Origin of the sequence: Streptomyces lydicus, assembly GCF_004125265.1 — a bacterium.
In the GTDB taxonomy this organism is placed as follows: domain Bacteria; phylum Actinomycetota; class Actinomycetes; order Streptomycetales; family Streptomycetaceae; genus Streptomyces; species Streptomyces lydicus_C.
The window spans coordinates 2,835,086-2,848,731 of record NZ_RDTE01000003.1; the positions used below are offsets into that span (position 1 = coordinate 2,835,086).

The window sequence follows — 13,646 nt, forward strand, 5'->3', positions numbered from 1 at the left end:
GCGTCACAATGGCCGTATGGCTGATGCGATCCCTTCCATGGAACCTGCTCCGCCCCCGCTGTTGTCCCTGGCCGAGGTGGAGGCGCTGGCCCGGCGCGCACACTCGGGTCAGACCGACAAGGCGGGCCGCCCGTATGCCGAGCATCTGGCCGCGGTCGCGGCCGGGGTACGCGAGCGGGGCGGCAGCGATGAGCAGATCGCCGCCGCCTGGCTGCACGACGCGGTCGAGGACGGGGCGCTGAGCCGGGAGTGGCTGGCCGGTGCGGCGCTGGGCGAGTCGACCAAGGCGATGATCGTGGCCGTCACCAAGCGGGCTGACGAACCGGTCGAGGAGTACACCGCGCGCATCCTGGCCATGCCCGGGGCGCTGCTGGTCAAGGAGTCCGACCTCGCGCACAACGCCGATCCGGAGCGGCTGGCCGCGCTGGACGCGCCGACGCGGGAGCGGCTGACGGCGAAGTACGCACGGGTGCGGGAGCTGTTGGGGCTGCCCGAGCGGTGACGGGCGCCGGGCTGTGTCCCATGGCGGCTTCCGTTGCCGCACCGGGGTCCACACATCGGACACCTCCACAGAAAGGTGTCATGCGCAGCTAGTCTGTGGAGGGCCGGGTGCAGGCGCGCGGCCCGGTGGACGAGGTGCTGACGGGCGAGCGGATGACCGCGTGCTTCGGCCGTCCGATCGAGGTGTCCCGGCACGAGGGGCGGTGGCTGGCGCGGTCCGGTAGGCGGTAGTCCGCTCTCCCTCCGCGGCCGGCCCACCCCCTGCCCTCCGCCCTGCTCGGCCCGTCGGGAGCGGTGCTGCGCCCGCGACCATCCGGGCGGGCGCCTCAGGCCCGGAGAGCGGCGGGGTGCAGGCCGGTGTCGCCGGCGCATCGCGCTCCGGCGAGGTCGTGTCGCAGCGTCACCTCACGCAGCAGGTGGATTACCTCGTTCAGCGGAATACTTGCCGAACGAGGTACTGGTGAGACACCTGACACCCGGCACCCGGCCCCCCGGCACCCGGCACCTCGTTCGCCGCTCTCCCACCCGTTTCCGGAGGTGCACCATGACAGCAGCCCCCGCCACACCCTCCGCCGCGCACTCCCCCTCCGCCGCCTTTCGTGACGCCTACGAGCAGGCCATGGCGCTCTGGCCGGTCCCGGTGGAACGGCTCGATCTGCCATCGGAGTTCGGCAGCACCCGGGTCAATGTCTGCGGGCCGGCCGACGCCCCGCCGCTGGTCCTGCTGCACGGCGGAGGCACCACCTCGGCCATCTGGTACGCGCAGGCCGCCGAGCTCGCCCGTACGCACCGGGTCCATGCCGTGGACCAGATCGGCGCGCCGGGACTCAGCGTGCACTCGGGGCGGGCGCTGCGGCGGCCGGAGGATCTGTTCGCCTGGCTCGACGGTGTGCTCAGCGGCCTCGGCCTGGAGTCGGCGGCGCTGCTCGGGCACTCGTACGGCGGCTGGCTCGCGCTCAGTTACGCGGTGTACGCCGCCGGGGGACATCCCTCCCACTCCCCCGGAACGCCGCACAGGGTCGAGCGGGTGGTGCTGCTCGATCCCACCCAGTGCTTCGCCGGCTTCCGGCCGTCGTATCTGCTGCGGGCGCTGCCGCTGTTCGTACGGCCCGGCGAGCGGAGCACCCGGCGGTTCCTGGAGTGGGAGACGCGGGGTGCGCCGCCCGCGCCGGAACTGGTGCGGCTGATGGGCCTGGGCGGCGCCGAGTTCCGCACCGCGAAGGTGGTCACGGGGCCGCGCCCGGACGTCGCCGGGCCGGGCGGAGCGCCGGTGCCGACCCTGGTGCTACTGGCGGAGCGGAGCCGGGCGCACGCTCTGCGCCGGGTCGCCGCACGGGCCGAGCGGACGCCGGGCGTACGGACCGGGACCGTGGCGGGCGTGAGCCACCACTCCATGCCGTACGGCCGGCCCGAAGAACTCGGCCGCCGGGTACGGGACTTCCTGAGGGACGGGCTCCCGGACGGCGCCCCGGCCCCGTGACCGTCACTCCCGCTCAGCCCTCGTCCGCGCCCTCCGCGATGGTCGCCGCAACCTCCGCCGTACGGGCCTCCTCCTCGGCTGCAAATCGCTCCGCGTCGAGCTTTTCGGCGATTTCTTCGTCCTCGGCCATGAGCAGGTCGAGATTGGAGTCGCCCATCTCGAAGACGCCCATGTCGACATAGGCACGCTGGAGACGTTCGCCCCACAGGCCGATGTCCTTCACACAGGGGACGATCCGGCTGAAGAGCAGCTTGCGGAAGAGGTGCAGGAATTCGGAGTTCTCGGTGAATTCGGCGGCTTCGTCGTGCGGAATGCCGAAGTTTTCGAGGACCTCCAGGCCGCGCAGGCGGTCGCGCATCAAGTAGCAGCCCTCGATGACGAACTCCTCGCGTTCGCGCAGTTCGGCGTCGGTGAGCTGCTTGTAGTAGTCGCGCAGTGCCATCCGGCCGAAGGCGACATGGCGCGCCTCGTCCTGCATGACGTAGGCGAGGATCTGCTTGGGCAGGGGCTTGGTGGTGGTGTCGCGGATCATGCCGAAGGCGGCCAGCGCCAGGCCCTCGATCAGCACCTGCATGCCGAGGTACGGCATGTCCCAGCGGGAGTCCTTGAGGGTGTCGGAGAGCAGCGCCTGGAGGTTGTCGTTGATCGGGTAGAGCATCCCGATCTTCTCCTGGAGGAAGCGGCTGTAGATCTCGGCGTGCCGCGCCTCGTCCATGGTCTGGGTGGCGGAGTAGAACTTCGCGTCGAGGTCCGGGACGGATTCCACGATCCGTGCCGCGCAGACCATGGCGCCCTGTTCGCCGTGCAGGAACTGGCTGAACTGCCAGGAGGTGTAGTGCTGACGCAGCTCACCGCGGTCCTTCTCGGTCATTTTGTCCCAGTACCTGGTGCCGTACAGGGACATGGACTCGTCCGGGGTGCCGAGCGGGTCGCAAGGGTCGACCTCCTGGTCCCAGTCGATCCGCAGGGCGGCGTCCCACTGCTTGTCCTTGCCCTTCTGGTAGAGGGCCAGCAGCCGGTCGCGCCCGTCGCCGTAGTCCCAGCTGAAGCGTGCCGCACCGGAGGCGGGCACCTTCCACACGGGGCCGCCAGGGTCCTGTACGTAGAGATCTCGGGTCGACACGGACGCCTCCTCGGCTCGCCAAACGCCTTGTCATGGGCGGTCGTTGGCAGGCTCACACGCTTCTTACCGGCGGGTCAATAAGTCGTGCACAGGGGATTGACGCCCTTGCTGACACGCAGTCTCATAAGAGGTGACCGCGGGCCGGCCCTGATCCACTAGCGAGGTAGCCACAGCCATGACGAGCGCACCCACCGAGATGACCGCGAAGGACACCGAGCTCCTGCGGGACGCCCTCGGCCTCCTCAAGGACCGGGAGCAGGTCGCCGAGCGGCTGCTCGACTCCTCCGCCAAGCACTCCTTCGACCCCGACACCGCACTCGACTGGGACGCCCCCCTCGACGAGGGCAAGTGGTTCTGGCCGCCGGAGCTGGTCTCGCTCTACGACACCCCGCTGTGGAAGCGGATGTCGGTCGAACAGCAGCAGGACCTCTCCCGGCACGAGGGCGCCTCGCTCGCCTCGCTGGGCATCTGGTTCGAGATCATCCTGATGCAGCTGCTCGTCCGGCACATCTACGACAAGCCGGTGACCAGCGCGCATGTCCGCTATGCCCTCACCGAGATCGCCGACGAGTGCCGGCACTCCAAGATGTTCGCCCGCCTGATCCAGAAGAGCGGCGCACCGGCGTACCCGGTCTCCCGGCTCAACCACCAGCTCGCCCGCGTCCTCAAGACCGTCTCCACCACCCCGGGCTCGTTCGCCTGCACCCTGCTCGGCGAGGAGATCCTGGACTGGATGCAGCGGCTGACGTTCCCGGACGAGCGGGTGCAGACGATCGTGCGCGGAGTGACCCGCATCCATGTCGTCGAGGAGGCCCGGCATGTGCGCTACGCCCGCGAGGAGCTGCGCCGCCAGATGGTCACCGCGCCGCGCTGGGAGCGGGAGTTGACCCGCGTCAGCTCCGGCGAGGCGGCCCGGGTCTTCTCCCTCGCCTTCGTCAACCCGGCCGTCTACACCCACGTGGGCCTGGACCGGCGCGAGGCCGTCGCCCAGGTCAAGGCCAGTGGCCACCGCCGCGAGGTGATGCAGTCCGGCGCCCGGCGGCTGACCGATTTCCTGGACGAGATCGGCGTACTGCGCGGTGTGGGCCGCAGGCTGTGGCGGAGCTCGGGACTGCTGGCCTGAGGCCCCCGGCATGGACCCCGTACACCCCGAGCACCTGTACGAGCCCGAACCCGGGGCGGTTACGCTGCTGTTCATGAACGGCAGCGGCACCGCCCCAGCAGTACCCCGACCCGCCTACCGCAGGCTGAGCGTGGAGCAGCGCCGCAGCCAACTGCTCACCGCCGCGCTGGGCCTGTTCGCGCACCGCGCGCCCGAGGACGTCTCGCTGGACGATGTCGCCACCGCCGCCGAGGTCTCGCGCCCGCTGGTCTACCGCTACTTTCCCGGCGGCAAGCAGCAGTTGTACGAGGCCGCGCTGCGCAGCGCGGCCGACGTCCTGGAGCGCTGCTTCGCCGAACCGGAGACCGGTCCGCTCACCCGTCGGCTCTCGCGCGCACTGGACCGCTATCTGGCCTTCGTCGACGAGCACGACGCGGGGTTCAGCGCGCTGCTGCAGGGCGGCAGCGTCGTGGAGACCACCCGTACGTCCGCGATCGTGGACGAGGTACGGCGCGCCGCCGCCGACCAGATCCTGCGGCATCTGGGCGAGCCGGAGCCGGGCCTGCGGCTGCGGATGACCGTCCGCATGTGGATCACCGCCGTCGAGGCCGCCTCGCTGATCTGGCTGGACGAGGACAAGCAGCCGGCCCTCGACGAGCTGCGGGACTGGCTGGTCGACCACTTCGTCGCGCTGCTGACCGCCACCGCGGCCACGGACCCGCAGACCGCGCGGGTGACCCGGGCGGCGCTGAAGCTGGAGACCGCCGACGGCCCGGCCGGTGTCCTGGCCCGCCGCATCCTGCCCGTGGTGAGCGACGCCGCGCATCTGCTGTGACCGGCCGCCCGGCCGTGGCGGTGTGACACTGAAGGCGTGAGAAGCGAGAACACCCTCTTCGTCGGGGGCCCGCTGGACGGCCGGGTACTGCCCGTCCTGGTCGGCGCGACCGGCAAGCCGCCGAAGAGGTACGAGGTCCCGGTGCCGCACGACGACGGCCGGCCGCCGACGGTCCATGTCTACCGGCTCGTCCCCGGACGGGTGGGACGCCTGGGCCTGCCCGGCGGGTGGAAGTACGAGTACGCCCCGGAGGGGAAGTCGCCGGACGACGGACCCAAGTGGCCCTGGCGCAAGCCGCGTTGACCCGGCAGACGCTCTCGGCGGCAGGGCGGGCGGGCCACCTCGGGGCTCATAGATAGAGCTGTCGCTCACAGGTGCGGCAGTAGGTCTTGCCCTCGCGCTTCTCGGTCCGCAGGTGCTCGCACGCCTGGGTCCTCGTGCCTCCCGGCGGGCAGGGCCGCGGGGGCTCGGCATCCTCCTGCTCGGCGCTGATCGGGACAGGGGGGACCACGCGCCGGGTCACCGCGCCGCCCCCTGCCGGCCCGCGCTCCCGCCGGGCCGGAGAGCGGCGGCAAGCGCGCGGGCCGTCGCCACGTTGCAGCGCCCCAGGTCGATCAGGGCGAGCGGGGCGGACCCGGCGCAGGAAGCGGCGTCAAGCCCGAGGGACGGCAGCTTCACCCTCGCCGCATCGAGCGCGTCGCGCAGTTCGCCTCTCGCCCGTTCGGCGTCTTCGACCTTCTCGGCTGCCGTAGTGTGCTGATCGGACACGGCCGCTCCTCTCCGTAGTGCTGCGACTACCCGGGAGGTTCAGCGTGGCCCACGCCCCGGAAGCATTCAACGTGCCAGCGCAGGATGGAAGGTTGTCGAACCGACCGTGAACAAGAACGAGTTGAACCCGGACGCTTCTCCCCAGGCGGCCTACGGAGCGCGTTTACGCAGCCTGCGGGAAGCCCGCGGCTGGACCCAGGAGGACCTGGCCGGCCGCACGGACTATTCCAGCGTGCATATCTCCGCTGTCGAAAACGGCCGGAAGCCTCCGACCCTCCGTTTCTCGCGTAGCGTGGACCGCGCCTTCGGCATCGAGGGTGCGGACACCTTCGAGCGCCAATACCGCGAACTTCAGTACGGGTCGCTGCTGGAGGGATTCCCGGAGTACGTCAAGTACGAGAGCCGGGCGGCAGAGATCCGGATTTACAACATCGGGATCATCCCCGGGCTGTTGCAGACACCGGAGTACGCACGGGTGTTGGCGGACAGCGCCGTTCGGCGGGGTGCCATCACGCCCGAGCAGGCGGATGAACGTGTCTCGTTCCTGAAGGAACGGCAGGCGGCGCTGACGCGGCCCCGCGCACCCATGGTGTTCGTGATCATGGACGAAAGCTGCATCCGCCGGCCCGTTGGCGGGGCCGCCGTCATGGATGCCCAGTTCTCGCGTCTGGTGGAGTTCGCCGAGCTGCCGAACACGCTGCTGCAGGTGGCACCGTACGAGATTGGTGAGCGTCGCACGCTCAACCTGCCCGTCAATCTCCTGACGCTGTCGGACCGGTCCCTGATCTGCTATGCCGAGTCCCAGGCTCAGGGGAACCTGGACCGGGAGAACACTTTCGTGATGCCCATGCTGACGGCTTACCATCAGCTACAGGCCGAAGCGCAGTCGCAGGCGGCGTCTGTGGCCTTGATCGAGCAGTTGCGAAAGGGCACCCCGTGACGACCGAATCCCCCGAACCCCGTTGGTTCAAGTCCTCGTACAGCGACAACGGCGGCGACTGTATCGAGGTTGCCGACCACCTCGTCGCCTCGCGCGGCGTGGTCCCCGTCCGTGACTCCAAGGACCCGCACGGCCTCGCGCTCGCCTTCGAGAGTGCCGCTTGGTCGTCGTTCGTCACCGCCGTCAAGGGCGGGGAGTTCCCCACCTGACCCGAGCAGCACACCTCGGGTGACCGGCCCTCGCCGCACGGCGGGGGCCGTTTTCCTTGGGGCGGAGAGCCGGGCGCCCCCGGCCCGGACGCCGTGTGCGCGGTGGGCACACGGCGTCCGGGCCGGGGGCGGGTGGCGTCAGCCCGCGACCGAGGCCAGGTACGCGTTCGTCTTCTCCGGCTCGTAGAAGAAGTTCTCGAAGTCGGACGGGTCGTTGAACCCGTTGGCGAAGCGGTCGGCGACGGGCTGCAGCTGGCCGGCCGCGCCGATGAGGTTCAGGATGTGCTCCGGCGGCGGGGCCAGCATCGCGTTGGTCCACTTGGTGACGTGCTGGGCGGTGTTCCAGTAGCGCTCGAAGGTGCTCCGCATCCACTCCCCGTCGAACGGCTGGTCGCCGCGCTCGACGATGGAGGACAGGTAGGAGGCGGCGCACTTGGAGGCCGAGTTGGAGCCCTGGCCGGTGATCGGGTCGTTGGCGACCACGACATCCGCGACACCGAGCACCAGACCGCCGGAGGGCAGCCGGCCGACGGGGTTGCGCACGGTGGGGGCGTAGCGGCCGGCCAGCGTGCCGTTGGCGTCGGTCAGTTCGACCTCGGTGGAGCGGGCGTACTCCCAGGGCAGGAACTTCTTCATCAGCTCCAGCGTCAGGGCGAGGTGCTCGTTGGGGTCCTTGACGCCCCGGAAGGCGTCCAGCGGACCGCCGGGTATGCCCTCCCAGAAGAGGATGTCGGCGCGGCCCGAGGTGGTGTACGTCGGCATGACGAACAGCTCGCCGACGCCGGGCACCAGGTTGCAGCGCACCGCGTCGAACTCGGGGTGCTCGGGGCGCGGGCCCATGCCGTGGACGTAGGAGACGGCCAGCGCGCGCTGCGGGGTGTCGTACGGCGAGCGGGAGGCGTCCCGGCCGAACATGGACACCAGCTCGCCCTTGCCGGCCGAGACCAGCGTCAGGTCGTAGCGGCTCGCGAAGAAGTCCAGGTCGGAGACGGAAGCGCCGTGGATGACGAGCTGGCCGCCGCGCTGCGCGAAGGTCTCCATCCAGCCGGCCATCTTCACCCGCTGGTCGACGGACTGGGCGTAGCCGTCCAGCATGCCGACCCAGTCGATGGCGCGCTGCGAGCCCTCGGGCGCCTCATGGCTGCCGGGGGCGGCGACCGAGACGCCAAGGCCCTCGATGCGGGGGGCCTGGCTCTCCCAGAAGTTGATCTGGAGGTCGCGCTCGTGCTGGAGCGCGGTGTGGAACATGCACTGCGTCGACATGACGCGGCCGGCGCGGATCTCGTCGGCGGTGCGGTTGGACATGAGGGTGACCTCGTAGCCCTGGGACTGGAGGCCGAGGGCAAGCTGGAGACCGGACTGGCCGGCTCCGATGACGAGTATTTTCCGCATGGCGGCACTCTTCTCTAGCTACTGCTGGTGTTCTGAGGGGGGACGTGGGGGGTGAGGGTGGCCCGTACGGGGCCGTGGCCCCGTACGGGGGCCGGTTACTCGGGCGCGGTCTCCAGAGCGTGGCCGACCAGCGCGAGCAGCGACTCGATCACCGTGACCCGCTTCCGCGCGTCCATGATCACGACGGGCACGTGCGACGGCACGGTCAGTGCCTCGCGCACATGCTCGACGGCGAAGCTCTCGGTCCCCTCGAAGTGGTTGACCGCGACGACATACGGCAGTCCGCAGCTCTCGAAGTAGTCGAGTGCCGGGAAACAGTCCTCCAGACGCCGGGTGTCGGCCATCACGATCGCACCGATCGCGCCGCGCACCAGGTCGTCCCACATGAACCAGAACCGCTGCTGTCCGGGCGTGCCGAACAGGTACAGCACCAGCTCCTGGTCGAGGGTGATCCGCCCGAAGTCCATCGCGACCGTGGTCGTGGTCTTGTCCGGGGTGGCGGTCAGATCGTCCGTCTCCGCGCTGGCCTGGGTCATCACCGCCTCGGTCTGGAGCGGGGTGATCTCCGAGACCGATCCGACGAACGTGGTCTTTCCGACGCCGAAGCCGCCCGCCACCACGATCTTGGTGGAGATCGGCGCCCGCGAACGGTCCGTCTGCCAGCTCTGCAGTCCCGCGTCGGCGGCCGTGGCCGCCGGGTCGGACGGGCTCACGGAACCGGGGGTCGCCGTCGGCCCGGCCGATATCGTGTCAGAGCCTGTGAAGTCCACTCAGCACCCTTTCGAGCAGCGCGCGGTCGGGCCGGCCGGAGCCGTGCCCGGTGCCGTAGACGCGAATCTTTCCCTGGTCGGCGAGGTCGCTGAGCAGTACACGTACCACGCCCAGCGGCATCTTGAGGAGCGCGGAGATCTCCGCGACCGAGCGCATCCGGCGGCACAGCTCGACGATGGCGCGCATCTCCGGCATCACCCGGTCGCCCCAGCCGCCGGAGGTCAGCTCGCGCCGCTCCTCGGGCGCCTCCAGCGCGGCCACGAACGTCTCGACGAGCAGGACATGGCCGAACCGCGTCCGGCCGCCGGTGAGCGAGTACGGCCGCACGCGCGAGGGTTTCCGCTCCCCGCCGCGTACGGGGAGCTTGCGGGAACTGCTCATGCCGAGACCTCGCTTCGTCCGCCCTCGCACTCGCTCGGGGCGCACCTCTCCATGGTTCGCTCACTACGTTCGCTCACTGGGGGCTCTCCATCGACTTACGCAATTCACTGCGGAGTTCGGGGGTGAGGACATGGCCGGCCCGGCCGACGAACAGCGCCATGTGGTAGGCGATGACGCTCATATCGCAGTCCGGGGTGGTATGCACCCCGAGCAGCGAACCGTCGCTGATCGACATGACGAACAGGCTGCCCTCGTCCATCGTGACCATCGTCTGCTTGACCGCCCCGGCGTCCATCAGCTTCGCGGCCCCCTGGGTGAGGCTGCCGAGCCCGGACACGATGGTGGCCAGGTCCGCGCTGGATCCCCGCGGCCCTTCACCCTCGCCCGGCCGGGCCGCGGCCTCCGCCCTCCCGGGGTCGGACGACAGCAGCAGCAGGCCGTCGGAGGAGACCACCGCGACCGAGTGGATGCCCGGTACCTCGTCGACCAGGTTGGTCAGCAGCCAATGCAGATTCCTTGCCTGACTGCTCAGACCTTGTCCGTAAGCAGTGGGTGCTTGCGCCTTCAATCGCGTGCCTCCTCGACAACGTGGCTCTCTCCCGGGGCCCCCGCTCCGTCGGTGTCCGTCTGTGGGATGGTCAGCTCCGCTGTACGTTCCGCGATCTCGGCTTCGACGTCACGCCGGCCGCTTCGCGCTCCCGCCTGGAATCCGCCGAGGCGGCGCCGCAGCGCCTCGGCATTGGCCGCACCGCTCTTGCGCGGTGCGGTCGGCGCCTGTTGCTGCGCCACGACCTTGGGGGTGCGCTTGGGCAGCCCCATGGAGGTCGTCCGCCGCTCCCCCGCGGGCGGGGCGGCGGCCGTCTGTGGGTCGGCCGGTGTCCCGGCCGGGGACACGTCGGCGGGTGCCGCGTCCGTGTCCGTGGGTGTCGCGTCCGTGCCCGTGGGTGCCGCGTCCGTGCCGGGGCCCGTGTGCTGGTCGGGGCCGATGGCGTAGGGGTCGGACGAGGGCGCGCCGGCTCCGGAGGGCTCGCGGGGCGGGGCGGCGTGGCGGCCCCGCGCCGGCGCCTGGTCCGCGGACCGGCTCGCGGCCGGGGTGGCGGTCGGGGCGTCGTCCTCGGGCCGGCCGTGCTCGCCGGCGCCGCCGGTGGTGGCGGCATAGGGGCCGGGCGACTGCGGGCCGTACGGGCTCGGCTCGGAACCGGAGTACGTGGTGGGGCCCGCGGGCTGCGGTTCGGTGGGTGCCGGTCCGCGCGACACGCCGAGTCCGGCCGCGTCGATCGCGCGCTCCGCGGCGGCGACGAGCGGATCGGTGGCGGGGGCGGGCGCGGGGGCCGCGTCCGGGGTGCCGTGGTGGCGGCCGGGCGCCGGGGTGTCCCGGTCCGGGCCCCGGCCGGGCTGCGGGGCCGGGGCCGGGGCGGCAGCCGGAGGGCCGGCCACGGCGGCCGGGTCCCTGCGGGCCGAGCGGGTCGGCAGCGCGTTGGAGTTCGCCTCGGCGACCGAGCCGGGCAGGCCCGGGGCGTGCGCCACGTCCTGGTGCGCACTCGCCGCGGAGGCCGACGGGGCCGGGCGGGTCGGCAGGATCGAGCCGGGCAGGACGACGACGGCCGTGACGCCGCCCAGCTTCGCGTCCCGCAGCTGGACCCGGACACCGTGCCGGGCGGCCAGCCGCACCACGACGTACAGACCCAGGCCCAGCGCCTCGTCGACGGTCTCGGAGGACGAGGCGGCCTCGGCGTCGGTCAGCCGCTCGTTGAGCTCGGCCATCCGCTCCGAGGTCATCCCTATGCCCTCGTCCTGGACGGAGAGCATGACCTCGCCGCTCTCCAGCAGCCAGCCGGAGAGCTCGACATGGGCGTCCGGCGGCGAGAAGGCGGTGGCGTTCTCCAGGAGTTCGGCGACCAGGTGGCTGAGGTCGTCCGCGGCGAACCCGGCGACCTGGGAGTGCGGCGGCAGCGACTGGATGCGCACCCGCTCGTAGCGCTCGATCTCACTGATCGAGGCGCGCATCACGTCCAGCAGCGGTACCGGACCCGGGTGGTTGTTGCTGTACTGCTCGGCGCCCGCCAGCACGAGAAGGTTCTCGCTGTTGCGGCGCATCCGCGCGGCGAAGTGGTCCAGTTTGAAGAGGGTTTCCAGCCGCTCTGGGTCCTGCTCGCTCTCCTCCAGCGACTCGATGACGCCGAGCTGGCGCTCCACGAGGCCGAGGGTGCGCAGCGAGAGGTTGACGAACCGGCCGTGCACACCGGAGCGCAGGGCCGCCAGCCGCTCGGTGAGATCGGCGATCTCCTCCTGCAGGCCCTCGCCCTGCTCCTGCAGCACCTCGCGCTCGGCGACCAGCCGCTGCCGGCCGCTGATCAGCCGCTTGCGCTCGCTCTCCATCTCGGCGGAGCGCCGCGCCAGCTCGCCGACCTGGGCGTGCAGTGCGTTGACGGACCGCACGGTGGTGGCGAATTCGTCGTTGCGGCCCTTGTAGGTGAGGGGGTCCTCGTGCGCGGGGTCGGCGGCCAGCCGCTTGGCGCCGATCCGCAGCGCGGCCAGCGGCTGGGTCAGCGAGCGGGCGGCCCAGATGCCGGCGCCGACGGCCAGCAGCAGGCACAGCCCTTCCAGGCCGATGCGGATCTCCAGCTCCGTGACGTCGTCGTCGCGCAGCGCGCCGAGGTGCTGGATGTCGGCGGTGGCCATGGCGGATTCGACGCCGCGCATCAGTCCGACACGGCTGGTGAGCGTGGCCTGGACCCGCTGGCGGCTGAGCCGCAGATCGAGGGCGTCCAGCCGGGGCTGGTCGGTCAGCCGGGCCAGATAGCGCTCGGCGGTGTTGACGTCCTCGCCGTTGACGGTGCTGCCGTAACGGTCCCTGGCGCCCTGGCTCGCGGCCTGCTGAAAGTCGCCGAGCGCGCCCTGTTCGCGCAGGTGCGCGACCTGGGCGAGGTTCGTCAGCCGGGGCTGGCTGCCGCCCGCCTTGAGTGCGGCGAGCAGCAGGGCCCGGGTGCCCGCGGCCTGTTCGGTGGCACGGCCGAGGGCGGGCAGCGCGTGGATGTCGGCGTCGGCGGAGTTCGCACGGGCGGGCAGTTCACGGGCGATGTCGTCGCTGATCGCACCGAGCGCCTGGATCGTCTCGGTGTAGGCGTTATAGGTCTGCTCGGCCGATCCGCCCGCGGACTGCACCTTTTGACGGATGTGCGGCAGCGTGCCCAGGAGCTTGGCGGCGGCCTTGTACACCGCGGTGTCGCCCGAGGCGTTCTGGGCCTCGGAGTGCAGTTCGCCGATCTGCCGGTCCACGCGGGCCTGCTGGGCACGCAGGGCCGCGGCGTCGTTCGTCCGGGCGGTCCTGGCGGTCCGGGCTCCGCCGACCGCGGAGTTCACCGTTCCCGCGGCCGTCCGGCTGCCGTGCCCGGTGGCGGCGTAGGCGGTCATTCCGTCGCGTTCGTCGGCGAGGGAGTGCGCCAGCGCGATGGCCTGCGCGTTCAGCCCGGCCAGATCGACCAGTTGCTGACTGTGGTTGGCGTCGTCGGCCGTGGCCGTCAACCCGGGGACACCGGAGCCGAGGACGGCCGCGGCCACGACGGCCACCGCCCCGACAAGCCGGTTGCGCACCCGTGCGGGACGCTGACCCGCACGGCCCTCGCCGCCGTCCGTCACACCCGGACCCTGACCAAAACCCGAACTCTGACCAGGACCCGAGCCCGGATTCGGTCCCGAGACCGAACCGGCCGGTGATCCCGGCTTCCTTGCGCCGCCTCGAAGCCGCATCTTCCGCACCGCTGCTCGCATTCCTGTCTCGCCTGTCCACGCCAGATGGCGTCGCGGACCCGGCTCGCTCTCCGCTCACGGGGGCGGACCTGCGCGAAAACGCAGCAGCACACACTTCCGCGAGGGGAAACAGCCCGGCTCTGCGCGTCGCGACGAACGTCCTGGCCCGCCCCATGACCGGGCAACGACCATTCCACCGGCGCCGCGCAGTGGCTCGGCAACACATGCCCGGCCACCTGAAGGAGTGAACATCAATCTCAGTTTGGCCATCAACTTCCGTGCGCCAACGTTTTCGGCCGCATCCTCGGCCCACCCCCGAACGGGTTTGGAGATGCGTCCGGCTCCTGGAAGGATGCGCGCCCGCACGCCGCCGGACCGGCGGTCCTTACCTCCG

The 13,646-nt window shown here is 71.3% G+C and carries 14 protein-coding genes and 1 pseudogene; 8 read left to right on the forward strand and 7 right to left on the reverse strand.

Annotation, left to right across the window (positions count from 1 at the left end):
• The first annotated feature begins 16 nt into the window (after positions 1 to 16).
• The 3 genes and pseudogenes from D9V36_RS14830 (at position 17) to D9V36_RS14845 (ending at position 1,981) form a co-directional block, all read left to right on the forward strand.
• Positions 17 to 502 carry an HD domain-containing protein gene (locus D9V36_RS14830; RefSeq protein WP_241720876.1) on the forward strand — a complete coding sequence of 162 codons (486 nt, stop codon included), beginning with the start codon at positions 17 to 19 and terminating at the stop codon, positions 500 to 502.
• Between the two features lie 98 nt (positions 503 to 600).
• Positions 601 to 732 (forward strand): annotated as a pseudogene (locus D9V36_RS42005) (ABC transporter ATP-binding protein); the annotation flags it as partial.
• Between the two features lie 313 nt (positions 733 to 1,045).
• Entirely contained in the window at positions 1,046 to 1,981 is a 936-nt protein-coding gene (locus D9V36_RS14845; protein ID WP_129294194.1) for an alpha/beta fold hydrolase, read from the forward strand.
• A gap of 13 nt (positions 1,982 to 1,994) precedes the next feature.
• On the opposite strand, the gene D9V36_RS14850 is transcribed toward D9V36_RS14845, so the two are convergent.
• On the reverse strand, positions 1,995 to 3,104 hold the full coding sequence (locus tag D9V36_RS14850) for a ferritin-like domain-containing protein (protein ID WP_129294195.1): 1,110 nt from the start codon (positions 3,102 to 3,104) through the stop codon (positions 1,995 to 1,997).
• A gap of 175 nt (positions 3,105 to 3,279) precedes the next feature.
• On the opposite strand from D9V36_RS14850, the gene D9V36_RS14855 reads away from it, so the two are divergent.
• The 3 genes from D9V36_RS14855 to D9V36_RS14865 all read left to right on the forward strand — a co-directional run bounded on the left by D9V36_RS14855 (position 3,280) and on the right by D9V36_RS14865 (position 5,344).
• Positions 3,280 to 4,227 (forward strand): AurF N-oxygenase family protein, encoded by a 948-nt coding sequence (locus D9V36_RS14855; protein WP_129294196.1) that lies wholly within the window; start codon positions 3,280 to 3,282, stop codon positions 4,225 to 4,227.
• Positions 4,228 to 4,300: 73 nt separating this feature from the next.
• The gene (locus tag D9V36_RS14860; RefSeq protein ID WP_129298415.1) at positions 4,301 to 5,041 is read left to right on the forward strand and encodes a TetR/AcrR family transcriptional regulator; all 741 of its coding nucleotides are present in this window, start codon (positions 4,301 to 4,303) and stop codon (positions 5,039 to 5,041) included.
• 36 nt (positions 5,042 to 5,077) lie between these two features.
• On the forward strand, positions 5,078 to 5,344 hold the full coding sequence (locus tag D9V36_RS14865; protein WP_129294197.1) for a hypothetical protein: 267 nt from the start codon (positions 5,078 to 5,080) through the stop codon (positions 5,342 to 5,344).
• Between the two features lie 216 nt (positions 5,345 to 5,560).
• Here D9V36_RS14865 and D9V36_RS14870 read toward each other — a convergent pair whose 3' ends face one another.
• Positions 5,561 to 5,809 carry a hypothetical protein gene (locus D9V36_RS14870; protein ID WP_129294198.1) on the reverse strand — a complete coding sequence of 83 codons (249 nt, stop codon included), beginning with the start codon at positions 5,807 to 5,809 and terminating at the stop codon, positions 5,561 to 5,563.
• Positions 5,810 to 5,915: 106 nt separating this feature from the next.
• On the opposite strand from D9V36_RS14870, the gene D9V36_RS14875 reads away from it, so the two are divergent.
• On the forward strand, positions 5,916 to 6,749 hold the full coding sequence (locus tag D9V36_RS14875; RefSeq protein WP_129294199.1) for a helix-turn-helix domain-containing protein: 834 nt from the start codon (positions 5,916 to 5,918) through the stop codon (positions 6,747 to 6,749).
• On the forward strand, positions 6,746 to 6,958 hold the full coding sequence (locus D9V36_RS14880) for a DUF397 domain-containing protein (RefSeq protein ID WP_129294200.1): 213 nt from the start codon (positions 6,746 to 6,748) through the stop codon (positions 6,956 to 6,958). Before D9V36_RS14875 ends, D9V36_RS14880 begins: the two co-directional genes overlap by 4 nt.
• 138 nt (positions 6,959 to 7,096) lie before the next feature.
• Here D9V36_RS14880 and D9V36_RS14885 read toward each other — a convergent pair whose 3' ends face one another.
• From D9V36_RS14885 to D9V36_RS14905, 5 genes are all read right to left on the reverse strand, one after another.
• A complete protein-coding gene (locus D9V36_RS14885; protein ID WP_129294201.1) occupies positions 7,097 to 8,350 on the reverse strand; it encodes a styrene monooxygenase/indole monooxygenase family protein in 1,254 nt (417 codons plus the stop codon).
• A gap of 95 nt (positions 8,351 to 8,445) precedes the next feature.
• Positions 8,446 to 9,063, reverse strand: coding sequence for a GTP-binding protein (locus D9V36_RS14890; RefSeq protein WP_129294202.1), 618 nt, complete (start codon positions 9,061 to 9,063; stop codon positions 8,446 to 8,448).
• Between the two features lie 37 nt (positions 9,064 to 9,100).
• Positions 9,101 to 9,502 carry a DUF742 domain-containing protein gene (locus tag D9V36_RS14895; protein WP_086720132.1) on the reverse strand — a complete coding sequence of 134 codons (402 nt, stop codon included), beginning with the start codon at positions 9,500 to 9,502 and terminating at the stop codon, positions 9,101 to 9,103.
• A gap of 73 nt (positions 9,503 to 9,575) precedes the next feature.
• A complete protein-coding gene (locus tag D9V36_RS14900) occupies positions 9,576 to 10,070 on the reverse strand; it encodes a roadblock/LC7 domain-containing protein (protein ID WP_129294203.1) in 495 nt (164 codons plus the stop codon).
• Positions 10,067 to 13,096, reverse strand: coding sequence for a nitrate- and nitrite sensing domain-containing protein (locus D9V36_RS14905; RefSeq protein WP_129298416.1), 3,030 nt, complete (start codon positions 13,094 to 13,096; stop codon positions 10,067 to 10,069). The genes D9V36_RS14900 and D9V36_RS14905 overlap by 4 nt, the downstream gene beginning before the upstream one ends.
• Positions 13,097 to 13,646: the final 550 nt, after the last annotated feature.

Coding starts and splice junctions, on each gene's coding strand:
- D9V36_RS14830 (WP_241720876.1), top strand. CDS start 17: ATGGCTGATGCGATCCCTTCCATGGAACCTGCTCCGCCCCCGCTGTTG.
- D9V36_RS14885 (WP_129294201.1), bottom strand. CDS start 8,350: ATGCGGAAAATACTCGTCATCGGAGCCGGCCAGTCCGGTCTCCAGCTT.
- D9V36_RS14845 (WP_129294194.1), top strand. CDS start 1,046: ATGACAGCAGCCCCCGCCACACCCTCCGCCGCGCACTCCCCCTCCGCC.
- D9V36_RS14895 (WP_086720132.1), bottom strand. CDS start 9,502: ATGAGCAGTTCCCGCAAGCTCCCCGTACGCGGCGGGGAGCGGAAACCC.
- D9V36_RS14855 (WP_129294196.1), top strand. CDS start 3,280: ATGACGAGCGCACCCACCGAGATGACCGCGAAGGACACCGAGCTCCTG.
- D9V36_RS14860 (WP_129298415.1), top strand. CDS start 4,301: ATGAACGGCAGCGGCACCGCCCCAGCAGTACCCCGACCCGCCTACCGC.